This window comes from Thalassospira permensis NBRC 106175 (assembly GCF_000714555.1).
In the GTDB taxonomy this organism is placed as follows: Bacteria; Pseudomonadota; Alphaproteobacteria; order Rhodospirillales; family Thalassospiraceae; genus Thalassospira; species Thalassospira xiamenensis.
Genome location: NZ_AUNC01000007.1, coordinates 67,470 through 92,695, shown reverse-complemented (window position 1 = coordinate 92,695; position 25,226 = coordinate 67,470). Strand labels below are relative to the sequence as shown.

The window sequence follows — 25,226 nt, the reverse complement described above, 5'->3', positions numbered from 1 at the left end:
CACAGCGCCAAATGGCGGCCGATACCATTGAGGGTGTCAAAATGACAGGTTGCCAGACGTTTGACCCTTGATCATCGGGATCGGATGACTAAGTTTTATAATGATTTAGGGGCCTGAGCCCCAATCACCCAAGCGACAAATGAGGAGGCGTCCATGCCTGCACCCGTCAGTGTCGATCACTTGGCCTTTCCCACCCGCGATCTTGCGGCGACGGATGATTTTTATTCCCGTGTTCTGAGGGCCCGACTGGTTCATGCCGAAAGTGGTTACAGTCCGTCGTGGAAAAGCGATTATCTGCTGATTACCTTTGCGCTTTCTGATGGGACGCGGCTGTCATTCTTTGACTGGCCAGCCGATACCGGGCCGTATCCCGATGATCCTGATATGCCAGATGACGTGTTTCATATCGGGTTGCGCTGCGATGCGCCGCGCGATGTGATTGCCTGGCAGAACCATTTGTTCCAGCACAAGGTGGTTTATCACAACGAGGATGACGGGAAATCGCGGCGGTTGTTCATTCGTGATCCGAACGGCATCCGGTTTGAAATCTTTGCCGCCGATCAGCCGAAATACAGTGGCGACCACGAAGATCGGGCACGGGCCGTTTACGAGGAATGGCAGAAGATTGCCAATCGCTGATCGCTGACTAAGTTGGGCAGGGGCCGGTGCTTTGGCGGATGATCAGTTCGGTCGGCACAATGACCGGATTTTCCGCCGGTTCGGGAATGGTTCCGGTTTTATCGAGCCGTGCGAGAAGCAGCGAAATCGCCTGTTCGCCCAGACGTCGGCGCGGTTGACGCACGGTTGTCAGGGGCGGGTCGTAATTGGCGGCGAGATGGATATCATCGAAGCCAACCACGGAAACATCGTGCGGCACGCGAAGCCCAAGTTCCTTGGCCGCGACAATGACGCCGATTGCCATGCCGTCCGACGCGCAGAAAAACGCCGTCGGGCGGTTTTTGATGTCTTTGAGCAAGGCGCGGGCCGCCGAGATACCCGATTCAATCGAAAAATCGCCGCTATAGATCAGGGACGGGTTGGCTTCGATGCCGCTGCTTGATAGTGCGCGGCGATATCCGGCGACGCGATCCGTCGTCAGGATGTTGCTGGCGGGGCCGGCGATATGGGCGATGCGGCTGTGGCCGAGGTCGAGCAGATGTTTGGTCGCGCTAAAGGCGGCCTTTTCATTGTCGATGATCACGGTCGGCAGGTTGCAGCCCGGAATGCGTTCGCAGGCAATGACCACGGGCGGGATGATCCCGCGCGGGGTGTTGGCCAGCGGTGCGGGCAGGCGGCCATTGAGCAGGATCATCGCATCGGCCTGATTGCTGCGCAGATAGGCGGCGTAGGTTGCTTCGCGTTCGGGTTCGTTCTGGGTGTCGCCGATCAGGACGTTATAGCCCGCCTTGCTGGCGCCCTGTTCGATTCCTGATAGAATTTCCGAAAAGAAAGGGTTTCCGATATCGGGTACGAGCAAAAGGATCATGCCAGAGCGATTGAGCCGCAGGTTTCGGGCCATGACATTGGCGGTATAGCCGGTCGCGGCGATGGCGGTTTGCACCTTTTCGCGCGTGGTTTCGGAAACCACATGGGGTTTGTGCAAGGCGCGGCTGACGGTGGCAATGGATACCCCGGCATGTTCGGCAACATCTTCAATCGTCGCGATTTTTTCGATCATGCTTCTTCCTACTCTGCCGCTGATACGCTGTCCAGCGGCATTGATGCCCGTGCGAAGGCCGGATTTCCGACGTGATTTTCATCACAACACGATAAATGTAAAGGTTTACATAAATAATGAAAACGTTTACACAAGAGGCAATCAAAAGTTGATCGCATCAATGCGACGCTAGGGAGGTTACATAGATGACGGATGCGGCTGTTCATGCCGTTAATCCCGGCACGGAGGGCAACATACGCCTGTCCGGTCGGAAGATTTGCAAGTCCTTTGGCCCGGCCCAGGTGCTTTTCGATGTTTCCATCGATCTGCATGCGGGGGAAGTGCATGCGCTTTTGGGCGAAAACGGTGCGGGCAAATCGACGCTGGTTAAAATCCTGTCGGGCTATCACGAACCCACCGAAGGCGGGCTTGTCCTTGACGGGGCGGAGGTCAGCTTTGCCGATAGCGAGGCGGGCGAGGGGCATGGGGTTATCCTGATCCATCAGGAGCTTAACCTTGCCGAGCAGCTTAGCGTTGAAGAAAACATCTTTCTGGGTCGTGAGATCAAGCGGGGATGGTTCCTTGATAAAACCGCGATGCGCGCAGAGGCCAAGCGGCTTCTGGAGCAGTTGCAATGCGATGTCGATCCGCGCACCCGTATTCGCGATCTTTCGGTTTCTGATCGCCAGATGGTCGAAATTGCCAAGGCGCTGAGCAAAAAGGCCGATATTCTGATCCTGGATGAACCGACCGCGGTTCTGACCGGGCGCGAGGTTGAAATCCTGTTTGATCAGATCCGGCGTCTGCGCGAACAGGGTGTCGCGATCCTGTATATTTCCCACAAGCTTGATGAAATCAAAGCCATTGCCGACCGGGTCACCGTGTTGCGCGATGGCCGCCATATCGTGACCGAGCCGGTGGTCGGGCTGAGCAAGGATGACATGGCGCGGCTTATGGTCGGGCGCGACATCAAACAGATGTTCCCGCACCGGGTATCGGATACCAGCGCGCCGATTGTTTTATCGGTGCGCGATCTTTCGGTGCCCGTACAGGTGCGCGATGCGAGCTTTGACCTGCACAAGGGCGAGGTTCTTGGTTTTGCCGGGATTGTCGGGGCGGGGCGGACCGCCCTGATGGAGGCGATCATCGGCCTTCGTGAAAGATCGTCGGGGACGATTGAACGCGATGGCAAGCCGGTGCGGATCACAAGTTTGCAGGATGCCAAAAACAGCGGCATTGCCTATCTGACCAAGGACCGGAAAGGCAGCGGGTTGCTGCTGAATATGGATATGCGGCCCAACCTGACATTGCTGGCGCTGGAAAAGTTCGGCAACGTGATTGTTGATCGCAAGGCCGAGGAAGCCGCCCTTGAAAAGGCGATTGAGGCGTTTGATATCCGGGCGGCCGACCGCAAGGCAAAGGTCGGTGATTTTTCGGGGGGCAATCAGCAGAAGCTGTTGCTGGCGAAGGTCATGGAAACCGACCCGGATATCGTGATCATCGACGAGCCGACGCGCGGCATCGATATCGGCACCAAAAGCCAGATTTACCATTTTATCGGCGATCTGACTGATCGCGGAAAATCCGTCATTCTCCTGTCGTCGGAAATGCCTGAAATGCTGGGCCTGTCAGATCGCATCGCGGTCATGGCGGCCGGACGCATTACCGGCATTCTTGAAGGAAACGACCGCAACGAACATGAAATCATGCGGCACGCGACAGGAATTTCAGGCCAGGAGGGAGTGTCTGTTCATGAGTAGCCTTGAGCGCCGCGAGGCCAGTGCCTCGCCCCGTTTTTCCATCGATTTCAAGGCGCTTGGCCCGTTTATGGCCCTTGTCGTGCTGTTTGTTCTGGGAACGGCGATCAATGACGCCTTCCTGAGTGGCGGCAACCTTTCGAATATTTTCACCCGTGCGGCCTTCATCGGCATTATCGCGGTGGGTGCGACCTTTGTGATTACGGCGGGCGGGATTGATCTTTCGGTCGGTTCGATGGCGGCGTTCATATCCGGTGCGATGATCGTGGTTATGAATACGCTGGTTGAGACACTCGGACCGGGGCTTGAGACCGTTCTGATCGGGATTGTGGTAAGCGTCATTCTTGGCATCGGGGCCGGGGCGGTGAATGGCCTGGTCAGTACCAAGGGCAAGATCGAGGCCTTTATCGTCACCCTTGGCACGATGGGGATTTACAGATCGCTTGTGACCTATATGGCCGATGGCGGGACGCTTTCGCTTGATTTCGAGGTGCGCGGCACCTATCGCCCGGTTTATTACGGCGAATTGCTGGGTATTCCGGTGCCGGTTCTGGTGTTCCTTGCCGTGGCGGTGGCGGGTTATGTGTTGCTGAATATGACGCCGTTCGGGCGCAAATGTTTTGCCATCGGCTCGAACGAGCAGGTGGCGCGTTATTCGGCGATCCATGTCGACCGGGTCAAGACGATGACCTATGTCATTCAGGGGCTTTGTGTGTCGATTGCGACCATCATTTATGTGCCCCGCCTTGGGTCGGCATCGAGTTCGACCGGTGTTCTTTGGGAACTTGAAGCCATTGCGGCCGTGATCATCGGCGGCACGATGCTTAAGGGCGGTTATGGCCGCATCTGGGGCACGGTGGTCGGGGCGATCATGCTGACCACGATTGGCAATATCCTTAACCTTACTGACGCGATCAGCAATTACCTGAACGGGGCTGTTCAGGGCTTGATCATTATCGTTGCCGTGTTCCTGCAACGCGGGGACTGGCGACGCAAGAAAAGCAAATAACCGGCGATCAACGTCCGGTTCAAGATGACGTACAGAATCATTTTTTGATCAGGAGGAAGCTTGAATGAAAACGATTACAAAGTTTCTTGGGGCGGCCTGTGTTGTGGGCCTTGGTCTTGCATCGACCTTGGCATCGACCACGGCACTGGCACAGGAAAAGGTAAAGATCGGGGTTTCGATCCCGGCGGCGACCCATGGCTGGGCCGGTGGTCTGAACTATCACGCCGAACAGGCCGAAAAGCGCCTTGAGGCGACCTATCCGAACCTTGATGTCATTGTTGTGACCGCCAATGGCGCGGGCGAACAGGCCAACGATCTTGAAGATCTGGTATCGGTTCAGAATATCGATGCGCTGGTGGTTCTGCCGTTTGAATCCGATCCGCTGACCGTACCGGTCCAGCAGGTCAAGGAAGCGGGCAAATTTGTTACCGTGGTTGACCGTGGCCTTTCGCTGCCGGGGATCGAGGATGTTTATGTTGCGGGTAACAACCCGGAACTGGGCCGTGTATCGGGCGAATACATCAAGGATCGTCTGGATGGCAAAGGCAAGATCGTCATCCTGCGCGGCATCCCGACCGTCATTGACGAAGAACGCGTCGAAGGTTTCATGACGGCAATCGAAGGATCGGATATCGAGGTCCTTGATATGAAGCACGCCAACTGGAACCGTGATGACGGGTATGAAGTCATGCAGGACTTCCTGTCGCGCTTCCCGGAAATCGATGCGGTCTGGGCGCAGGATGATGACATCGCGCTTGGCGTGATCGAAGCCGTCAAGCAGGCCGACCGGACCGATGAACTGTTCATCGTTGGCGGGGCTGGCATGAAGGACATCATCAAGCGCGTGATGGATGGTGATGAACTGACCCCGATTGACGTTCTGTATCCGCCATCGATGATCGCAACCGCGATGGATATTACGGCGATGAAGTTCGTTTCCAATGCGGCGGTCGAAGGCCGTTACATTCTGGGGGCGACCGTCGTGACCCAGGAAAATGCCGAGAACTTCTATTTCCCGGACAGCCCGTTCTGATCGGGCTGTTCTGATGCGAATTGGCGTTGTTGAATAAACGCGAGCAGGCAGAAGGAACCCCGCCCTGTCACGACAGGCCGGGCGGGGTTTGATTTTACATCACATTCGTCACCAGATGACATCCGGGCCACCCGGAAAAAACCACACGAGGTCAGTATGAAAACGCTTAAGGGACCGGCGATTTTCCTTGCCCAGTTTGCCGGGGACGAGGCCCCGTTTGACAGCCTTTCCAATATCGGACGCTGGGCGGCGTCGCTTGGCTATAAGGGGGTGCAGATCCCGAGCTGGGACAAGCGCCTGTTCGATGTTGAGAAGGCTGCCCAAAGCAAGGATTACTGTGACGAGGCCAAAGGTGTTCTGGCCGAGCATGGTGTCGAGATTACCGAGCTTTCGACCCATCTGCAGGGGCAGCTTGTGGCGGTGCATCCGGCCTATGACGAGATGTTTGACGGGTTTGCCGTCCCCGAAGTACGCGGCAACCCGAAGGCCCGCCAGGAATGGGCGGTCAATCAGGTCAAGGATGCGATCAGGGCATCACGCCATCTGGGCATTGGCGATCATGCGACATTTTCAGGCGCGCTTGCCTGGCCTTATGTCTATCCGTGGCCGCAACGCCCGGCGGGACTGATTGAAACCGCGTTTGACGAACTGGCAAAACGCTGGTTGCCGATCCTTGATGTGGCCGAGGAAAATGGCGTAAATGTCTGTTATGAAATCCATCCGGGTGAAGACCTGTTTGATGGTGTGACGTTCGAGATGTTCCTTGAGCGGGTCAGGAACCACGCACGGTGCAACATCCTTTATGATCCGAGCCACTTTGTTTTGCAGCAGCTCGATTACCTTGATTTCATCGATATCTATGCCGACCGGATCAAGATGTTCCACGTCAAGGATGCGGAGTTCAATCCGACCGGGCGGCAGGGCGTTTATTCCGGTTATCAAAGCTGGGTCGGGCGTGCGGGGCGTTTCCGGTCGCTTGGCGATGGGCAGGTTGATTTTGGCGCGATCTTTTCGAAGCTTGCGGCGATTGATTTTGATGGCTGGGCCGTGCTGGAATGGGAATGCGCGCTTAAACATCCCGAAGACGGCGCGCGCGAAGGGGCCGATTTCATTCGCAATCACATTATCCGCGTGACCGAAAAGGCGTTTGACGATTTCGCCGATGGCGGTACGGACGAGGCAACCAATCGGCGTCTGCTGGGGCTTGATTAAGACGGCGGCAGAAAACCAATCAGGACGGAGATTGACATGACTGAGACGAAAAATCCGGCGCGGCGCATCCGCCTTGGCATGGTTGGCGGCGGGCAGGGGGCGTTTATCGGCGCGGTGCATCGCATTGCGGCCCGTCTGGATGACCGGTATGAACTGGTTGCCGGGGCGTTGTCGTCCAAACCCGATATTGCACGCGCATCGGCGGCGGAACTGTTTATTGCACCGGATCGGTCCTATGACAGTTTTGCCGACATGGCCAAACAGGAAGCCGCGCGCGAGGATGGCATTGATGCCTGCGCGATTGTCACGCCAAACCACCTGCATTTCCCGGCCGCCATGGCGATGCTGGATGCCGGTATTCATGTGATTTGTGACAAGCCGCTTTGCCTGAATGTTGAAGAAGCCGAATTGCTGGCGGCCAAGGTGCGCGAAACCGGACTTCTGTTTGCATTGACGCATAATTACACCGCCTATCCGATGGTGCGCGAAGCCCGTCAGATGGTGCGTGATGGCAAGCTTGGCGATATCCGGGTAGTACAGGTTGAATATCCGCAGGGCTGGATGGCAACGCGTGTCGAGGATACCGACAACAAGCAGGCGCATTGGCGTGCCGATCCGGCCAAGGCCGGGATGGGCGGGGCGTTGGGCGATATCGGAACGCATGCCCATAACCTTGCCGATTTTGTCACCGGGCTTGAGATTTCGGAACTGTGCGCGGATATCGATGCCATCGTGCCGGGCCGCAAGCTTGACGATAATGTCCAGATCCTGCTGCGTTACGACAATGGCGCGCGCGGGATGCTTTGGGCAAGCCAGGTGGCGATTGGCCATGAAAACGGGCTGCGGCTTCGGGTGTATGGCGACAAGGGCGGCATTGAATGGGCGCAGGAACATCCCAACCATCTGCATTTCCGCCCGCTTGATGGTCGTCCGGAACTGATGACCCGCGGCGGGGCGGGGATCGGATCGGCCGGATTGCGCGGCGTGCGTGTGCCGCCGGGCCACCCGGAAGGTTATCTTGAAGGTTTTGCCAATCTTTACACCGATTTCGCCGATCAGCTGATCGCGCGGATTACCAACGGCAAGGCCGATCCTGCATCGATGCTGATCCCGGGCATCAATGAAGGCGTCAAAGGCATGAAATTTGTCGAGGCAGTGGTACGTTCTGCAAAGAGCGGCGCAGTCTGGACCAAGATTTAAACGGTTATTGCCCGGGTATTATCCGGGAAAATAAACCAGACATTCTGTTCCCGTTTTTGGGTTCTTCCCGTCTGATCCTGTGTCAGGCTATCGGGCCGCCGCCAGCATGGTAGCGGCCCATATTTTTCAGTTCTGCACAAATTCCTTGCCATCAATGGTCAGAATTCGGCCATTGAAGCTGCATCGTGCACTGCCGCCGGGGATCGAGGTTCGTTGCAGAACCGCACCGCTTGATGCATCGCGATATATGCCCTCATCATATTGGAAGGTGATGCTGTCCGGGGTCGTATCAAATCGAAAATCGATATCAAATTGATACTGCGCCCCGCCGCCATAGGTGAATTGCCGGAAATGCCCACTGCCGCTGCCTGATCCGTTCATGGTGTAGGTGGTCAGGTTGCCATCGGCGCTAAAGGTGCCGGTAGCGGTGGTGCAGTCATCAGCCTTTTGGGGCATGGCGGCTTCGCGCGCGGCCTGTTCGGTGGCGGCTTTTCGTTGTGCTTCTGCTGCCGCAGCGGCGGCGGCCATTTGAGCCTTGCGCTGTTCTTCGCGTTTCTGACGTTCAATTTCGGCAAGGCGTTTGTCTTCGGCAATCTTTGCGTTGAGTTCGGCTTCTGATGCCAGTTCCTTGCCCTTGTAATACGGACAGGTTCCATCAGGCTGCGAGACCGAACCACACGGGCGCAATCCGATGAAATTTTCTTTCATTTCATAATTGTCGTATTCAACCCAGTGACCATCGGGGGCGGTCATGCGGCCCTTGCCCGTCGGGTTGCCCTTGGCGATCTCGCCTTCCCAGACCGAGCCGCTTCGGCGGGTAAGTTTTCCTGATTTGGGCACAACAACATCAAATGTGCCTTCGAAAGTTTCCCCATTCTTCCATTTTACGATGGGGCTGGGGTCCAGCCTGAATTCTGACTGGTCAAAGCGTCCCTCAAACCTGCCGCCATCGGACAGCTCGAACGTGCCCTTGATGCTTTCGGGGGTGACTTCAGCCTCGATGATGCGGGCTTCTTCATTGCCATCCTTCGATATCCGAACGGGTCCGGGGCCGTTGACTTCACCATTGAGTTGCGGGCCGAAAAACTCGAACTTCCATTGCCCGCTCCAGGCAACGACGACAGGCAGAAAGATGTCTTCGGCCCTGTTGAGTACAGTGGCCAACAGGAGCTGGTTTTCGTTGTAAAACGGAAAGCGTTCGGATTTTACGGAGTTGGAGAAATAGCCGTATTCCCCGGTCAGGCGCAGCGTTTCTCCGGCCGAAATCGTAACGACCCTGTCGAATTTATCGACCGTATTATGTCGGACGATGACACGATAATCGCCGGGCCATAGTTGAACGCTATGCGTATTTGCAACGGTCAGCATTGGCCCGTTGACGCCAACAAAATTTTGGGTGCTGGCGGTGGGATAGACAAAAAGATACCAATCGTCCCCGATTGGCCCACCCCCGCCAACGAGGAGGGACAGCAATCCCCATTTGTATGGCGACTTTTTTATCGTGCTTTCAGGCGTTGCAGACGCGGCAGTCGATTCACCGGAGGCCGCCTGCTTTGTTGCAGGCGCAGTTCCTGAAGTTTCGCTCGCATTGGTGAGCGTACTGAAAAAGTCGCTGGTCGCGGTGGTGATGTCCGTCGTCTGGCAGCCGACAAGGGCAATGAGTGCGACAAGCAGGGTGCCTGCATGTGACAGACGGCGTGCTTTGAAAACAGCTTTCTGCATAGATCCCCCCCAATGCAGATCGAACATATCAATATTTGTGCATAGAAGGGTGAATTGGGGAAGAGGCAAAGGCAAACACAACAACATGAAATTTGTCGAGGCCATGGTGCAGTTCAGTTCAGCCAGCGATCCTTATGATCGACCGCCTGCTTTTTTAGGGCCGGGTGCCGTTACGGAAAGGCGGCATCCGGGGATTTTGCGATGACGGGCAAAGCGGTCTGGTATTCCATCTGGTGGAAAAGTCACCCTGTTGGGTTGATATGCTATTGTTCTATCTGCCGCGAAAGTGTTTCAATGCGGTATAAAGAAAACTGCAATCCATGCAGGAAACAGGGAGTAGACGATGGCGGAGAAGCCTGTGCTACTGATCACCCGGCGCCTGACCGATGCGGTCCAGGCGCGTGCGGCGCGTGATTATCAGGTCATTCTGAACGACGCGGATCACGTCTTTTCGCGTGATGAGCTGATTGCGCGCTGTCAGGATGTTGACGCGGTTCTTCCCTGTCATTCCGAACATTTCAGTGCCGATGTCATTGCCGATCTTGGTGATCGGTTGCGGATCATTGCCAATCATTCGGTCGGTGTTGACCATGTTGATCTTGAGGCGGCAAAGAAGGCCGGGATCACGGTCACCAATACCCCCGATGTGCTATCCGATGCGACGGCCGAGATCGCCATGCTGTGCATGCTGGGCGCGGCCCGGCGTGGTGCGGAAGGTGACGCCATGGTGCGGGCCGGGAAATGGGATTTCTGGTCGCCGGCCTTCATGGTCGGGCGGCAGGTGACCGGCAAGCGTTTTGGCGTTCTGGGCATGGGCCGGGTCGGGCAGGTTGCCGCCGAACGCGCACGCGGTTTTGGCATGGAAGTGCATTATCACAACCGGACCCGTTTGCCCGACCCCCTTGAAAAAGGCGCTGTTTTCCACGACACGGTCGAAGGGCTTCTGGCGGTATCGGATGTTTTGTCGCTGCATTGTCCGGCAACGCCGGACACGACCGGCATCATCAATGAGAAAACCATCGCAATGCTGCCCGATCGGGCGATCCTGATCAATACGGCGCGCGGCAATCTTGTGGACGAGGCCGCACTGGTCAAGGCGCTTCAAAGTGGCAAACTGTTTGCCGCGGGGCTTGATGTTTTCCGCAATGAACCGGGCGGAAACCCGGATCTGGCCGCCCTTAGAAACGTGTTCCTGTTGCCGCATATCGGCTCCGCAACCGAAGAGACGCGTGATGCCATGGGGTTTCGGGCACTTGATAATCTTGATGCCTTCTTTTCCGGTGGGCAACCACGGGATCGCGTTGCCTGATCGCGGCGCCAAAAACAAAAACATGCTGCATCCCGGAATTCATCAGGGTCCGGGAAATAACAATCGAAGAAAGTTTTCCACATGGTGGAAGGCCAAATATTCGATGTTCCTTGTGTCGGGTCTGTCCCTATGTAAGGCTTAAAATCATCGCCAGTTTTCCGCCAATTAGTTGTCGGTCGCGGCGATAATTCTGGGAGGAAGTAATGAAAAAGATACCTACGCCTGAAGACGTGAAGTCCAAGCAAGTGTCCCGCCGTTCGTTCCTTACCAAGGGTGCGACCGGTGTTGTTGCCGGTGGTGCTGCTGCTTCGGGGCTGTTTGCCGCCCCGGCAGTTCATGCACAACCGGCACCTTTGGTCGTCAAAATGCAGACGTCCTGGCCGTCATCCGATATCTGGATGACGTTTGCCAAGCAATATGCCGATCGTGTCGAAGCCATGTCGGGTGGTCGCCTCAAGGTCGATCTTTTACCGGCTGGTGCCGTTATCGGCGCATTCCAGGTTCTCGATGGCGTCAATGATGGTGTGATCGATATCGCCCATTCCGTGCCGGTTTACTGGTATGGCAAGAACAAGGCGGCGTCGCTGTTTGGTACCGGTCCGGTGTTTGGTGGTTCTGCCACCACCATGCTGAGCTGGTTCTATGCCGGTGGCGGGGAGGAATTCTATCGCGAGCTGACCCAGGACGTTATGGGGCTTAACGTGATTGGTCTTCTTGGCTTCCCGATGCCAGCCCAGCCGTTCGGCTGGTTCAAGGGGCAGGTCAATTCTGTTGCCGACATTCAGGGCTTCAAATACCGTACCGTTGGTCTAGCGGCTGATCTTCTGCAGTCGATGGGCATGTCGGTCGCACAGTTGCCGGGCGGCGAGATCGTCCCGGCGATGGAACGCGGCGTGATTGACGCGTTTGAATTCAACAACCCGTCTTCGGATATGCGGTTCGGTGCGCAGGATGTGGCGAAGAACTACTATCTGTCGTCCTATCATCAGGCGTCCGAAAGCTTCGAGTTCATCTTCAACCGTGATTTCTATGAAGATCTCGAACCTGATCTACAGGCGATCCTGCGCTATGGCGTAGAGGCTGCTTCGACGTCGAACACGGCACTGGCGATGGATAACTATTCGTCCGATCTTCAGAAACTTGCGGATGAAGGCGTTACCATCCATCGTACATCGAAGGAAATTCTGGCCGCACAGCTTGAAGCCTGGGACAAACTGATCCCGCAGCTTGAAGAAGATCCGTTCATGAAAAAGGTTCTTGATAGCCAGCGTGCCTGGGTTGAGCGCGTGACCTATTATGAACTGATGAACTCGCCGGACTATCAGCTGGCCTATGATCACTACTTCCCGGGCAAACTGAAACTGTAATGAAACCGGCCGGTTTCATACGGTTTGTCTGACCCAAAGGCTGCCCCGGGGACCAGTGGTTTCCGGGGCGGTTGCGACGGTAACGGAAAAGACTTCATGATCAGTTTTATTGAATTCGCGGACAAGCTTTCGGCCTGGTTTGGCAAGGCTTTCGGGTGGCTCATCATCCTGATGACATTGGGAATGAGTTACGAAGTGATGGCGCGTTATGTTTTCAACGCACCGACGACATGGTCACTTGATGTGTCCTTCATCATGTATGGTTCGTTATTCATGATGGGCGGGGCCTATACGCTTTCACGCGGCGGCCATGTGCGGGGTGATTTCCTTTATCGTCTCTGGAAGCCAAGGACACAGGCGAGTGTCGATCTTGTGCTTTACATCTTCTTTTTCTTTCCCGGTATCACCGCCCTGATCCTGTCGGGCTGGAAATATTCGTCACGGTCGTGGGGATACGGGGAAGTCAGCGTGAACAGCCCGGCGGGTGTTCCGATTTTCCAGTTCAAGTCGATCATGGTGGCCGCAGGCATTCTTCTGTTCATTCAGGGGATCGCACAGGTCATGCGCTGCATCATGTGTATCCGCGAAGGATACTGGCGGGGTGCTGATGACGATGTCCAAGAAACCGAAGAATTGCTGATGAAGCAGCATGTCGCAAAAGACAATTAACCAAATCGAATTCCGCGATAACCGGTCCGAACGGAGCTGCAAACGTGATTGACGCACATGTCGCCCTGATGATGCTTGGCATCTTCATTATGCTTGTTTTCCTTGGCTTTCCCGTTGCGTTTACGCTGATGGCGCTGGGGATCGGTTTTGGTTACTACGCCTATTTTGACGCAGGACGCATGTGGCGTGCCTTTAACCGTCTGGCCGAGGACAGCGATAGTCTGACATCGGCGATCACCTGGGTCGAAGGGGCGGTGAATAACCGGATATTCGATCTGTTCATCAACCAGACATATACGGTGATGTCCAACGAGGTTCTGACCGCGGTTCCGCTGTTCCTGTTCATGGGCTACATCGTTGAGCGCGCCAATATCGTCAATCGGTTGTTTTCGACACTCAATATTGCGGCCAAAAATGTGCCCGGTTCGTTGGGGGTTGCGGCCCTTGTGACCTGTGCGCTGTTTGCAACCGCGACCGGGATTGTCGGTGCGGTGGTGACCCTGATGGGGATGCTGGCACTGCCCGCGATGCTGAAAGCGCGCTACGACAAAAGCTTTGCCACCGGCATCATCTGTGCTGGCGGGACGCTGGGTATTCTGATCCCGCCATCGATCATGCTGATTGTTTATGCCGCGGCCTCGGGGGTATCGATCGTGCGGCTTTATGCCGGTGCATTGTTGCCGGGACTGACACTTGTCGGGTTGTATCTGGTTTATGTCATGGGGCGTGCCCTGTTGCAGCCCAAAGCCGCGCCGCGTCCGACATCGGATGAAATTCCCGATGTTCCCCTGCTCAAGGTTCTCTGGTTGCTGGCGACATCGTTCTTCCCGCTGGCATTCCTTATTCTGGCGGTTCTGGGATCGATCCTGTTTGGTCTGGCAACCCCGACCGAGGCGGCATCCATCGGGGCGCTGGGCGGTATGGTTCTGGCGCTGGCGTATCGGGCGCTCACCTTTGACCGGTTGCGGGAATCTGTTTATCTGACGGTGCGGACATCGGCGATGGTGTGCTGGCTGTTTGTCGGTTCCTATACGTTCTCGTCGGTGTTCTCATATCTGGGGGGCGAGCATGTCATTGCCGAATTCGTTGGTGGGCTTGATCTGACGCCGCTTCAGTTTCTGCTGCTGGCGCAGTTGATCATCTTCCTGCTGGGCTGGCCGCTGGAATGGTCGGAGATCATCATCATCTTCGTGCCGATCTTCCTGCCGCTGCTGCCGCTGTTTGATATTGATCCGCTGTTCTTTGGCATTCTGGTTGCGCTGAACCTTCAGACATCCTTCCTGACGCCGCCAATGGCAATGTCGGCCTATTACCTCAAGGGGGTTTCGCCTCCGGGTGTTTTGCTGACGGATATTTTCAAGGGAATCATGCCATTCCTGTTCATGGTGATTGTCAGCATGGTGCTGATGTATACCTTCCCCCAGATCGTGTTCCATCTGCCTGATCTGTTCTATGGTGCACGATAGGAGGATGTGGTCATGACCCTTAATCCGTTGCTTAATCTTGATGTTGTTGAATTGCGCGACCGTCTGGCAAGTGGGGCGGTGCGCGCCGTGGAATATGCCGAAGCCTGCCTTGAGCGGATTGCGGCCCTTGAACCTGAAATTCAGGCATGGGCCTATCTGGATGGTGATTACGTGATGGCGCAGGCCCGTGCACTTGATGCGCGCCGCCAGTCTGGCATGCCCATCGGGCCGTTGCATGGGCTGCCGGTCGGGTTGAAGGATGTGATTGATACCGCCCGGATGCCGACCGAAAACGGTACCCCGCTTGATGCCGGGCGGGTGCCGACCGAGGATGCGGTGCTTGTCGAACGGCTGCGTGCGGCGGGTGCGATTATCATGGGGAAAACCGTTTCGACCGAAATGGCCTTCATGTGCCCGTCGAAAACCCGAAATCCGCACAACACATCCCATACACCGGGGGGATCATCGGCCGGATCGGCGGCGGCGGTGGCCGCGGCGATGGTGCCGCTTGCCGTGGGGACGCAAACCGGCGGGTCGGTGATCCGACCAGCATCCTTTTGCGGGGTGGTCGGGTTAAAGCCGACCTTTGGCGCGATTGCCCGCACGGGGGTTCTGACCCAGTCGCCGACACTTGATACCATTGGTGTTTTTGCCCGGTCGGTTGAAGGGGCGGCATTGATTGCCGAAATCCTGTTTGGTCATGATGCCCGTGACCCCGCGACCATGCCGCAGCCGGTGCCAAGGTTGCTTCAAACGGCCCGGACCGAGCCGCTGGTGACGCCGACACTGGCTTTTGTTCGTCCGCCGCAATTTGACACCGTGGCCGACGACGATACCGTGATGGCGTTTCGCGAATTGACCAGTGCGCTTGGCGAACAGTGTTTCGAAGCCCCGTTGCCCAAGGCATTTGATGATGCGGCGGATTTGCGCGCCAAGATCAATTTTGCCGAAATGGCGAAATGTTATTACAGCTATGAAAAGCGCGGGCGCGATCAATTGTCCCCGCAGATGACAGAGGCGCTTGATGCCGGGAACAGGGTAACGGCGCGGGATTATCTTGCGGCACTTGATTGGCGCGATCTTTACAATGTTGCGCTTGATGAAGTGTTCCAGCGTTGCGATGCGATCATTACCCCGGCAGCGCCGGGGCCAGCACCCGGAAACCTTGATACGACGGGAAATGCCATTTTCAACGGTCTTTGGACGTTGTGCGGCACGCCTGCGATTACGCTGCCGTTGCTTTGGGCGGAAAACGGATTGCCGATGGGCGTGCAGCTTGTCGGGCGGCGCGGCGATGATGCGCGGTTGCTTCGAACGGCGCGCTGGCTTGTTGAATTTTTGTCGAATTCTGAAAATGAAGGAGCATCGTCATGACCACGTCACGTCTTGATCAGGCAATGGCGATCCTGGCCTTTATCGTGTTTGCCGGTTTTCTTGGCATTCTGTTTGGCTATGTCACGCGCTGGGATCTTGGCATTATGGTCGGGATTACGCTGGCGCTTTGTGGCTGGGATTTCTGGCATATGGCAACAGGGCGCAAAAGCGACCATCACTGATCGCTTTTGCCAGATATCGGATATCGATTAATTCAGGACGCGCCGGGGATTTGAAAATCCCTAGGCGCGTTTTGTTTTTGCGGCACCTGCACCGTCCTGCTGTGTGCCGTCATAGCCGAAACGGGCCGCGGCAATTGCGGTGACATCGCGGATCAGATCAATTTCATCATCGCTGAATTTCGGGCGGTAATAGGTCGGCGCGTGAATGGTCGGGGCGACTTCATTGATGATCGGTTCGGCGTCGGGCAGATCAACATGGTCAAACAGGCGGCGCAACTGATTTGCCGGGTCGGCGACGAAATCCTCGTACCGGACCACCAGTGTTGCATCTTTAAGGGCCTTGTTCACGGTCATGCGATCGGCAATGTAATGGTGCAGGTCGGTCCAGTAATGGGCCCAGCCGGCAACTTCTTCGCCGTCTTTCCAGTGTTTCATGATCTGTCGGGTGGCATGCAGATCGCCGGTATTGATCGGACGACGATCAAGGCCGAACTCGTAATGGCCGACACGCTGCATATGGGCAATCGCACGCGGGTTATCCTGTTCGCCCTTGCAGAACAGGTCGTGCTGCTTGGCAAGGGATGCGATATGCCATAACGGGTCACGCACCGGCAGGACGAACCGGGCATCGGGGAAGATCGACAGCAGATATTCCATCCGGGTGACCAGATAGTTCGCCTTTGAGATGTAACGTTTGCCGCCGCGAATATGGATCAGTTTGCGGATGTGATCGCGATAGAACTTCTCGAACGCCGGGTTGCTGATCTGACCGTCAAGGACGTTGCTTTCATTCACGTCATGCAGGTGGCGGAAAAACGCCATCCAGATCATTTCCTCGAACGCTTCGGGGCTTTCAGGCGTGATGTTGATGCCATCCGCATGGGTGCGTTCAACCGCGACTTCCTTGCCCTTGGGGGCAAGGTCGACAAACTTGTTCCACAGATAGGGCGTGAAAACCGGCGGATAGTCGCGGTAACGATGGGTTGCCGCATCGGAATGGCGTGCGAGCGTTTCCAGAAGGATCGTGCTGCCCGACCGGGCAAGACCCGCCACAAAGACCGGCTTTTCGATTGTGACATCCTCAATCGCATCACCGGCAAGTTTCGTTTCGAAATTGCCAAGTCTGATCCATTGCATCGGGTGGCGGGCAATCAGGCCGCTTAGCCAGTTATCCCAGCCCGATACATGGAAGGCTGCGCCATTAGACGCGGGTGTGGTTGATTTTTCGGATGTCGTTTGGCCCGTCATTCGATGCGAAATCCTTTTTTGATCGCCAGCGACCCCAATATGAGGGCAAGGAAGAAAGTCAGTTCCCAGCCACGCGCCCAGTCGGGGCCGGCGCTGATGATGTGTTGGGTTGGCAATTCGAAACGAAGCTGTGTCACCGGGCTGTCGTCGGGCAGATAGCCCGCCGGATTGCCGATAATCAGGTTCCACCACTGTTTTTGATGGATCACGGGAATGGCGGCGGCCGGTGCCACCAGATAGGTTTCACCGTCACTGGCACCGGGCACCTGAACAACAGGACAGGCACCGTCTTCCAATCCGGCCGGATTGATGCCGACCTGTTCGATGGTGGCATTTTCCGGCTGGGTGGTGATCGAAACCTGCTGTCCGGGGGGCGGGCAGCTATACCCATATTGCCCGTCCAGCCAGACAATCAGGGCAAGGGCCGGCAGGGATGCGACAACCGCCGGGCCGATGACAAAACCGACCAGTTTCAGCGATTGGGCCAACTGCGCCTTGGCCAGCTTCATGCCTTCGGCAAAGTCTTCGCCGTCGTCTTCGGCCATGGCCTGACGGGCTTCTTTCAGCCGTTCCTTGATCGCCTTGATGCGGGTTTGCGGTGACAGCCATTTATAGAGCAGCATCGATATCACGGCACAGATCAACGCCCAGATCAGGACACGGCCAAACGGCCCAAGGGCATCTGCCATCAGGGTATCAAGCGCACCAAAGGCGGGGGCGGGCCAATCGAGTATTCCCATGCTTTATTCTTTCCGTCGCTGTTCCCGATCAGGCTTTGGGCTGATGGGATGCACTGGAAGATGCCGAATGCGAGGCGGTATTGGATGTGCCCTGCTGCGCACGTTTGCGGTTGCGCATCATCTTGCGGATCGGCCACAGCAGGACAAAGCCAACCGCGACAAACACGGCGGCCAGAACCGCCCACAAAGCGGACAGCAAGCTAAGCCCGGCACCCGGTCCGACATAGGCCTGTGCGGGCAGGGCGGTCAGAAGGGTGGTAGCCGCAATCGTCACGGTTCCGATGGAAAGCAGTTTCATATTCTGTTTCATTGGGTGTCTCCATTCGTGGAGGTCGGGGTGAAGTCGGTATCGCGATAAAGGGCCGCGCGTTCATCGCTGATGCGCTCGGCCTGCGACACAACGGGGATCAGTTTTTGGCCGGGGTTATCGGGATCATCGCGGCGGATCGGATTGTGGAATTCCCAGACGATTTCGCCTTCCGGGGTGACTTCGAAAAGGCGTCCGCCGCTTGATTCGGTAATCAGGGTATTGCCATTGGCAAGGCGTTGCTGATCAGCGCGGATGTTGCTGTCGAATTTCTGTTCGGCCGTGCCCTTGTATTCCCATGTGATGCCGTTGGTTTCGGGATCAATTTGCAGGATGCGTGATTGTCCGGCTTGCGGATCGGCAAGCTGGCCCTGATTGTCAAACAGCAGGATATCGCCGTTTGGCAAAACATCCGGGTCATGCTGGCCCAGCCACGGACCACGGGTTGCCCAGACGACTTTTTCCGCGTCCATATCGAGCACGGCAATGATGCCAAGATCACGGAAGGACAGAACAACATCGCCCGCCTTGCCCTTGGCAAAGTTTTGCGCGGTTTCTTCGGTAATCAACTGGATGGTGTTGGTGTGCAGCACATCCTCGTTCGAGAAATAGGGCGCGAAATCGACCATGTTGGCAAAGCTGGAATTGATCAGCGCATCAAGGATCGAGACACGTTTGATTTCCTTGCCTTCGGGCGACAGGATCACCGCGAAATCATCAAGCCGCGGCGGGGTCAGCTGTTTGCGGTTGGGATATGTGTTAAAGCGGAATTCCTGTGTCAGGGCATAAACCCGGCCATCGGGCGCAATCGAAAAATCGTGATGCGCGGTCCCCAGATATTTCCAGACCGGTTTGGAGTTGCGGTCGATCTTGGCCATGCCATAGCCATAGGGCGTATCGCCCGCCGCAGTATATTGCACGATCAGGTCACCATCCGGTGCCATTTTGGCGGTGTGCCAATGCATGAAATCGTCTTTTTGCGGGTTCGGGATCGGCGATGTTTCATCGTGGATTTCGCTAAACGGCATGCGCCATTCATGGACGATGTTGCCATCCATATCGATCAGAACGGCATGCGGCCCGTCACCCGATGAATACAGGGTCAGACCTTTCTGGGGCTTGTCGGCTTTATTGATCGTGACACCGGTTTTTTCGGTGCGGGCCGGGGACCAGAAATCAAGCCGTTCGACGCTGCTGTATTTGGTGCGCTGTTCCCATAATGCCGTGCCCGCGCGCCAGGCATTTTTCATCGACTGGTAGGGCGGGACTTCGGCCAGGATGACAAACGCACCGATGCCAAAGCTGATCGCGGCGATGCCGGTCATGAAAGCGGCAAAAAAGATTTTATCGCCGCGGTTGTTTTCCGCAGATTCACTGGTTTTTTCAGGTGCAGACACGCAACAATCTCCTTGTCATCTGACAAAAATGTTACGTGTGCCTGTGGGCAAATTTGCGGCCAATATCAAGGGGATTGGGGCGGTTTGGCCGCTTTTCGCCTTTGTTTCGCCCAAGAGTTTAATTGCAGGTAGGGATGTTTTTCGGCGGTTTGTTCGTTTGATTACTGCCGGTATTCGACCCCGTCCATCACCAGAAGATTACCGTCAAAACGGCACGGGACGGTGCCTGATGGCACACTCATGCGTTGCAGGACCTGCCCGGTTGCCGCATCGCTATAGGTGCCGTTGCCATAAGTGACCGAAATGCTGTCGGGTGTGGTGACATAGGTGAAACCGATCTCGAACCGGTATTTCTGCGCACTGCCATAGGTGTAACTGACGAAATTACCACTCCCTTGGCCTGGGGAGTCGAGTTTAAGGGTGGAATTGCCGGTATTGTCACGGAATGTGCCGCTGGCATTGCGGCAGCCGCCTTGCGCGGCGACCTGCTGTTGGGTGGCTTCGGTTGCGGCTTTTTGTGCGGCTTCTTCGGCAGCGGCTTTTGCGGCAAGTTGGCGATCACGTTCCATCAGGGCGGCCAGTTCATCCGGCCCTGAGAGCTTTTTGCCGCCATAATAATAGCAATCACCGGCCGCGACCGTTTCATCGCCACAGACGAATTGGCCGGTCTGGCTTGGGAATGCCGATCCTTCGGGCAGTTCCATCCAGCCGCCTTCCCACCAGGTCAGGCGGCCCTGACCGGCGGGCTTGCGTTCGCGCACCGGTCCCTGCCAGACATTGCCGTCCGCCATGCGCAACTCACCCTCACGCGGGTCGAATACGCGATAGGTGCCGGTAAAGCTTGTGCCATCGGGCCATTTGGTCGTGCTGCCCGGTTCGATCTGACGGCTGTCGCTTAGATATTCGCCGTCCACCTCGCGGCCATCGGCATATTCGATGTCACCGGTGATTTTTTCGCCGGTAATGTCGGCATTGTCGATTTCGGCAAAGGGCTGTTCGTTGCGGGTGATTTCGACCGTGCCGGTGCCGACCGGATTGCCGTTATTTTGCGGGCCATTATATTCCGCCTGGTATCCGTCATCGGCAAAAAGGGTTTCCGGGCCATAGGTGGTGCTGATTGGTATGCGCCATATCGTGGTGTCGATGCCGGGATCAATCCGGGCGGGATCGGGTTCGCGGCTTATTTTGACGTCTTCGGAAAACAGGCCGTAATCGGCATAAACCACCGTGACCTCGCCGGGCAAGACATCAACCCAGCTTTCCGATTTCAGTTCGCCCAGTCGAGAGACCCTGACCAGATAGCTGTCCGGCCACAGGGTGTATTCCTTCATCTGCCCGGCGGAAAGCTGTTCAGTGGTGAAGGGCTTGAACCCCTTGTTGCGGGAGGCCTTTACGACCTGCATCTGCCAGCCGTAGTAAGCGCCGTTACCCGATGGGTTGATCCGAAAGGCGATGCTGCCGGGATCGGAAACACTGGCCGGGGCAAGGGATGTTTGCGATGGTGCGGGCGAGGGTGCCGGGGCGGATGGGGATGGGGTGACCGTCTGGCAGGCGGCAAGGCCGATAGCCAAAATGCCGACGGTCATGGTCCTGATCATCGTAACGCCCGGTTTCATCACCCATCCCCCATAGGCCATCTGATAAAACCGATTTCGCCACAAGTTTGGCAGGTTGGGAAGTGTTTAAATTCAGGGGACAGGGTGTTTCGCCCGTCAATGTTGGGTATTGGGTGTTAGGTGTTATTTTCGCCCCCCGGAATCGAGAAGGGCGTCAATCGGCGGGACCGGTGTTACCTTGACCTTTTTGGTGACGATATAGGTGAAATAGCGGTCAATGCCGATCCCCGCGATCAGAAGCCCGTCGATCAGACGCTGATAGGCATCGACATCGCGACAGAGTATCTTGAGCATATAATCGACCCCGCCGCCAAGGGCATAGCATTCGACGATTTCGGGAATGTCCTGAACGGCCTTTTCGAAAATCGTGAAATCCTCGTGCTGGTGATGACGCAATGTTACCTCGGTCATCACAAGGGTCGGCTTGACCAGCATTTCAAGATTGATATGCGCGTGATAGCCCGAAATCACGCCAAGGTCCTCGAGGCGTTTGAGCCGTTCCCAGCACGGGCTTGGCGAGAGGTTCACCGCCTCGGCCAGTTTGACCTTGGTGATGCGCCCCTCACGTTGCAGCGTGAGCAGGATTTTCAGATCCTGATCATCCAGCCTGATCATTTCCCGACCACCTCGGCAATGACAGCAAGACAGTCACCGGTTTTGATCAGGCCAGGGAAATGACGGCATGCGATAATGCCGTCGCGGGTTGCCTTGTATTCGGTGGGGACGCTGCCGGTACGGTTGGAATCGTAAACGCGTGCAATCAGGTCGCCGCGCAGAACCGTGTCGCCCAGATCGACACAGGGTTCAAACAGGCCGCTTGAAACCGACGCAACGAAACAGTTGCCGTCCGGCATATCCAGCATGATGCCGCTATCGTCGGGGACGTCCGGTTCACCGGTCAGAATACCGGCATGGATCAGAAGGTTGCGCACCCCGCGATCGGCAATCGCCACCCGTTCGGCCGTGGTTGAGCCCCCGCCGCCCAGTTCGGTGGTGACAAAGGTTTTACCGGCTTCTTCAACAACCGTGTCAAACATGCCGACCGAATCAAGTTCCAGCATCATCATCGAATAGGGGGCGGCAAAGGCCTTCATCGCCGCAACGCAGCGGGCTTCCTGTTCCTTGTCGTCAAGGACATGAACCGCGGCAAACGGAATGAAATCCAGCGTCTTGCCGCCGGAATGCAGATCAAGGACGATGTCGGCCTCTGGTACCAGATGACGCAGGACGTAATCGGCGATTTTCTGTGTCACCGTGCCGTCGGCCTTGCCGGGGAAGCTGCGGTTAAGGTTGCCCTTGTCAATCGGGGAAGTCCGCGACGCATTGAGAAATGCCGGGAAATTCATCGCCGGTAAAATGATGACCCGCCCGGTGATTTCAGCAGGCGACAGTTTCCCCGCCAGTTTGAACAGCGATACCAGACCTTCGTATTCGTCACCGTGATTGCCGCCGGTCAGAAGGGCGGTCGGGCCATCGCCGTTGCGAATGACGGTAATCGGGATCATCACGGCCCCCCACGCGGAATCATCACGCGAATAGGGCAGTTTCAAAAAGCCATGATGGATGCCGTCCTGATCAAACGGGATTGTCGGTGTAATCGGCGATTTCTTTGTCATGGTCGTTTCCTTGCAAAATGCAGGATACCGCGACCATCGGTATCCTGCGTGGTAATCTTGCATCGGGCGCATTATTGCCGATGCGATGTCTTATCATCGGTGTTGCGGTCAGTTTTTGACGAACAACTGCCTTGGATAACTGGTCAGTGTTTTGCTGCCGGTTTCCGTGATCATCATGCTTTCGGTGATCTCGATCCCCCAGTCATCAAACCAGAGTCCGGGCATGAAGTGGAATGTCATGCCGGGTTCAAGAACCGTGCGGTCACCGGGGCGCAGGCTCATGGTGCGTTCGCCCCAGTCTGGCGGATAGGAAAGCCCGATAGGGTATCCGCACCGGCTGTCTTTGTGGATGCCGTATTTTTGCAAGACGCCAAAGAAGGCATTGGCGATGTCTTCGCAGACATTGCCGGGTTTGGCGGCTTCAAGGCCAGCCTGAAGGCCTTCGATCAGGGCACTTTCGGCATCAAGGAAACGCTGTTCGGGCTGCCCCAGATAAACCGTGCGCGACAGCGGGGCGTGATAGCGGCGATAACAGCCAGCGATTTCGAAAAACGTTCCGGCATCGCCCGGTATCGGTTTGTCATCCCAGGTCAGATGCGGTGCACCGGCATCAGCGCCCGATGGCAGCAGTGGCACGATCGCCGGGTAATCGCCGCCGATCCCGTCAATGCCGACAATCCCGGAACGATAGATTTCGGCAACCAGTTCGTTTTTCTTCATGCCCGGTTCGACAACTTCGAAAATGCGTTCATGCATGTTTTCGACGATGCGGGCCGCCTGACGCATATAGAAAATCTCGGTCTCGGACTTTACCGCGCGCTGCCAGTTCACAAGTGCCGTGGCATCATGGAACTTTGCATTGGGCAGGTGGGCCTGCAATTGCGCATAGCATCTGGCCGAGAAATAATAATTGTCCATTTCCACGCCGATATTGCGCGTGCCCCAATTGCGATAGTCGATCACCTCGCACAGGTAATCCATCGGATGATGGGTGGTGGATTGCACATAGTAATCGGCATAGGGGATGATGCGATCATGGGTCATATAGACCGTGCGCTTTGCCCCGTTTGCATCCTGCGACCGGCCGAACCAGATCGGATCATCTTCGATCGGGACGAGGACGCATTGGTGAACATAAAACGACCAGCCGTCATAGCCGGTCAGCCAGGCCATGTTTGATGGATCGGTCACGATCAGAAGATCGAGCCCCTTTTCCACCATGGCTTTTTTTGTTTTTTCCAGACGCTCGGCATATTCCTCGCGCGTGAAATTCAATTCAACCTGGCTCATCGCAGGCCTCCAAAAAAAGGCGGGGTTTCAGTTTTTCCTGACCCTGTTTCCTTTTGTTATTACGACGTGATCTCGGTCCCGGCCTTGGCTGCGTCGCAGCGGGCACGGGCGAGGGTGGCGATTGCGGTGTCCTGGACACCCGTACCGGTCAGATCGGCAACCGTGATCGCATCATCGGAAGCACGTCCCGATGCCGATCCTGCGATAACCTGACCCAGTTCTGAAAATGTGTGGTCGGCCTTGATGATCCGGGCATCAATGGCATGATGCAGTTCGCCCAGAATCCGGCATTGCGAGAGGCTGTCGCACACATAAAGGTCTGCCCGGCCGATCAATGCCGGGTCGATTTCGTTTTTATGTTCCGCATCCGACCCCATGGCGGTGATATGGCTGCCGGGTTTGACCCAGTCCGACAAAAGGACGGGTTCACGCGCGGGGGTGGTGGTGACGATGACATCAGCATCACGGGCTGCAGCCCGGCCATCGGGCGTTGCGGTTACGGAAAGGCCAAGCTCGCTGGCGCAGGCGGCGGCACAGAGTTCGGCCTTTGCCATATCGCGTGCCCAGATGGTCGCCGATGTGATGCCGCGCACCAGTTTAAGCGCCTTTAGCTGCAATTTCGCCTGCACACCGGCCCCGAAGATCGCGGCATGTTTTGCATCCTTGCGTGCCAGATGTTTGGCCGCAACACCCCCGGCGGCAGCGGTGCGCACATCGGTCAGATAACCGTTATCAAGCATCACGGCTTCGAGCAGGCCGGTTTTGGCCGAAAACAGGTTCATCAAACCGTTGACCGATGGCAGGCCGAGTTTGGGGTTGTCAAAGAAGCCGGGGCTTATTTTGATCGCGAAGCTGTCCAGCCCGGGGACATAGGCGGTTTTGACATCGACCTCGCCATTGTGGTCGTCGATATCAAGCCGAAGGATCGGCGGCATCCGGACATCCTTGGTCGCCAGTGCCAGAAAGGCATTTTCGATACAGGCAATCGCATCGCTATCAAGGGTGATCACGTTGCGAAGGTCGGCTTCGGTCAGAATTCTGATGTTGGGCATATC

The 25,226-nt window shown here is 56.5% G+C and carries 23 protein-coding genes; 12 read left to right on the top strand and 11 right to left on the bottom strand.

The genetic code is table 11. The features are described from left to right. The first annotated feature begins 153 nt into the window (after positions 1-153). Positions 154-639, top strand: coding sequence for a VOC family protein (locus SMB34_RS05400; protein WP_037988231.1), 486 nt, complete (start codon positions 154-156; stop codon positions 637-639). 7 nt (positions 640-646) lie between these two features. Here SMB34_RS05400 and SMB34_RS05395 read toward each other — a convergent pair whose 3' ends face one another. Then, positions 647-1,678, bottom strand: coding sequence for a LacI family DNA-binding transcriptional regulator (locus tag SMB34_RS05395; RefSeq protein ID WP_051682139.1), 1,032 nt, complete (start codon positions 1,676-1,678; stop codon positions 647-649). A 185-nt stretch (positions 1,679-1,863) separates the two neighbouring features. On the opposite strand from SMB34_RS05395, the gene SMB34_RS05390 reads away from it, so the two are divergent. The 5 genes from SMB34_RS05390 (at position 1,864) to SMB34_RS05370 (ending at position 7,868) form a co-directional block, all read left to right on the top strand. Continuing rightward, complete coding sequence (locus SMB34_RS05390; RefSeq protein WP_051682138.1) at positions 1,864-3,417, top strand: sugar ABC transporter ATP-binding protein; 1,554 nt, start codon at positions 1,864-1,866, stop codon at positions 3,415-3,417. Next, entirely contained in the window at positions 3,410-4,423 is a 1,014-nt protein-coding gene (locus SMB34_RS05385) for an ABC transporter permease (protein WP_037988226.1), read from the top strand. Before SMB34_RS05390 ends, SMB34_RS05385 begins: the two co-directional genes overlap by 8 nt. A 64-nt stretch (positions 4,424-4,487) precedes the next feature. Further along, on the top strand, positions 4,488-5,456 hold the full coding sequence (locus SMB34_RS05380; RefSeq protein ID WP_037988224.1) for an ABC transporter substrate-binding protein: 969 nt from the start codon (positions 4,488-4,490) through the stop codon (positions 5,454-5,456). A 156-nt stretch (positions 5,457-5,612) separates the two neighbouring features. After that, complete coding sequence (locus tag SMB34_RS05375; protein WP_037988217.1) at positions 5,613-6,668, top strand: sugar phosphate isomerase/epimerase family protein; 1,056 nt, start codon at positions 5,613-5,615, stop codon at positions 6,666-6,668. A gap of 36 nt (positions 6,669-6,704) precedes the next feature. Beyond that, complete coding sequence (locus SMB34_RS05370; protein WP_037988212.1) at positions 6,705-7,868, top strand: Gfo/Idh/MocA family protein; 1,164 nt, start codon at positions 6,705-6,707, stop codon at positions 7,866-7,868. A 126-nt stretch (positions 7,869-7,994) separates the two neighbouring features. Here the strand turns inward: SMB34_RS05370 and SMB34_RS05365 are convergent, their stop codons facing one another. Then, positions 7,995-9,590, bottom strand: a complete 1,596-nt coding sequence (locus tag SMB34_RS05365; protein ID WP_037988211.1) for an MORN repeat-containing protein — start codon at positions 9,588-9,590, stop codon at positions 7,995-7,997. Positions 9,591-9,933: 343 nt separating this feature from the next. Between SMB34_RS05365 and SMB34_RS05360 the strand changes: the two genes are divergently transcribed. The 6 genes from SMB34_RS05360 to SMB34_RS05335 all read left to right on the top strand — a co-directional run bounded on the left by SMB34_RS05360 (position 9,934) and on the right by SMB34_RS05335 (position 15,957). Further along, a complete protein-coding gene (locus SMB34_RS05360) occupies positions 9,934-10,899 on the top strand; it encodes a 2-hydroxyacid dehydrogenase (protein ID WP_037988209.1) in 966 nt (321 codons plus the stop codon). A 203-nt stretch (positions 10,900-11,102) separates the two neighbouring features. Next, a complete protein-coding gene (locus SMB34_RS05355; protein WP_051682137.1) occupies positions 11,103-12,266 on the top strand; it encodes a TRAP transporter substrate-binding protein in 1,164 nt (387 codons plus the stop codon). Between the two features lie 96 nt (positions 12,267-12,362). Continuing rightward, on the top strand, positions 12,363-12,935 hold the full coding sequence (locus SMB34_RS05350) for a TRAP transporter small permease subunit (RefSeq protein WP_007088957.1): 573 nt from the start codon (positions 12,363-12,365) through the stop codon (positions 12,933-12,935). Positions 12,936-12,979: 44 nt separating this feature from the next. Beyond that, entirely contained in the window at positions 12,980-14,401 is a 1,422-nt protein-coding gene (locus SMB34_RS05345) for a TRAP transporter large permease (RefSeq protein ID WP_007088956.1), read from the top strand. A 12-nt stretch (positions 14,402-14,413) separates the two neighbouring features. Next, on the top strand, positions 14,414-15,775 hold the full coding sequence (locus SMB34_RS05340) for an amidase (RefSeq protein ID WP_007088955.1): 1,362 nt from the start codon (positions 14,414-14,416) through the stop codon (positions 15,773-15,775). Beyond that, positions 15,772-15,957: a hypothetical protein gene (locus tag SMB34_RS05335; protein WP_037988206.1), complete on the top strand. Its 186-nt coding sequence runs from the start codon at positions 15,772-15,774 to the stop codon at positions 15,955-15,957. The genes SMB34_RS05340 and SMB34_RS05335 overlap by 4 nt, the downstream gene beginning before the upstream one ends. A 60-nt stretch (positions 15,958-16,017) precedes the next feature. On the opposite strand, the gene SMB34_RS05330 is transcribed toward SMB34_RS05335, so the two are convergent. The 9 genes from SMB34_RS05330 to eutC all read right to left on the bottom strand — a co-directional run bounded on the left by SMB34_RS05330 (position 16,018) and on the right by eutC (position 25,223). Further along, positions 16,018-17,205, bottom strand: a complete 1,188-nt coding sequence (locus tag SMB34_RS05330; protein ID WP_037988204.1) for a sulfotransferase family protein — start codon at positions 17,203-17,205, stop codon at positions 16,018-16,020. Further along, on the bottom strand, positions 17,202-17,945 hold the full coding sequence (locus SMB34_RS05325) for a hypothetical protein (protein ID WP_037988201.1): 744 nt from the start codon (positions 17,943-17,945) through the stop codon (positions 17,202-17,204). Before SMB34_RS05325 ends, SMB34_RS05330 begins: the two co-directional genes overlap by 4 nt. 28 nt (positions 17,946-17,973) lie before the next feature. Continuing rightward, positions 17,974-18,255, bottom strand: a complete 282-nt coding sequence (locus tag SMB34_RS05320; RefSeq protein WP_037988199.1) for a hypothetical protein — start codon at positions 18,253-18,255, stop codon at positions 17,974-17,976. Continuing rightward, positions 18,252-19,649 carry an arylsulfotransferase family protein gene (locus tag SMB34_RS05315; RefSeq protein WP_037988196.1) on the bottom strand — a complete coding sequence of 466 codons (1,398 nt, stop codon included), beginning with the start codon at positions 19,647-19,649 and terminating at the stop codon, positions 18,252-18,254. The genes SMB34_RS05320 and SMB34_RS05315 overlap by 4 nt, the downstream gene beginning before the upstream one ends. A 161-nt stretch (positions 19,650-19,810) precedes the next feature. Next, a complete protein-coding gene (locus SMB34_RS05310; RefSeq protein ID WP_037988194.1) occupies positions 19,811-21,286 on the bottom strand; it encodes an MORN repeat-containing protein in 1,476 nt (491 codons plus the stop codon). Between the two features lie 102 nt (positions 21,287-21,388). Further along, positions 21,389-21,880 carry an Lrp/AsnC family transcriptional regulator gene (locus tag SMB34_RS05305; RefSeq protein WP_037988192.1) on the bottom strand — a complete coding sequence of 164 codons (492 nt, stop codon included), beginning with the start codon at positions 21,878-21,880 and terminating at the stop codon, positions 21,389-21,391. Continuing rightward, positions 21,877-22,881 carry a N(2)-acetyl-L-2,4-diaminobutanoate deacetylase DoeB gene (gene doeB / locus SMB34_RS05300; RefSeq protein WP_037988190.1) on the bottom strand — a complete coding sequence of 335 codons (1,005 nt, stop codon included), beginning with the start codon at positions 22,879-22,881 and terminating at the stop codon, positions 21,877-21,879. The genes SMB34_RS05305 and doeB overlap by 4 nt, the downstream gene beginning before the upstream one ends. Before the next feature lie 108 nt (positions 22,882-22,989). Continuing rightward, on the bottom strand, positions 22,990-24,171 hold the full coding sequence (gene doeA / locus SMB34_RS05295; RefSeq protein WP_037988189.1) for an ectoine hydrolase DoeA: 1,182 nt from the start codon (positions 24,169-24,171) through the stop codon (positions 22,990-22,992). A 59-nt stretch (positions 24,172-24,230) separates the two neighbouring features. Beyond that, entirely contained in the window at positions 24,231-25,223 is a 993-nt protein-coding gene (gene eutC, locus SMB34_RS05290) for an ectoine utilization protein EutC (protein ID WP_037988188.1), read from the bottom strand. Positions 25,224-25,226: the final 3 nt, after the last annotated feature.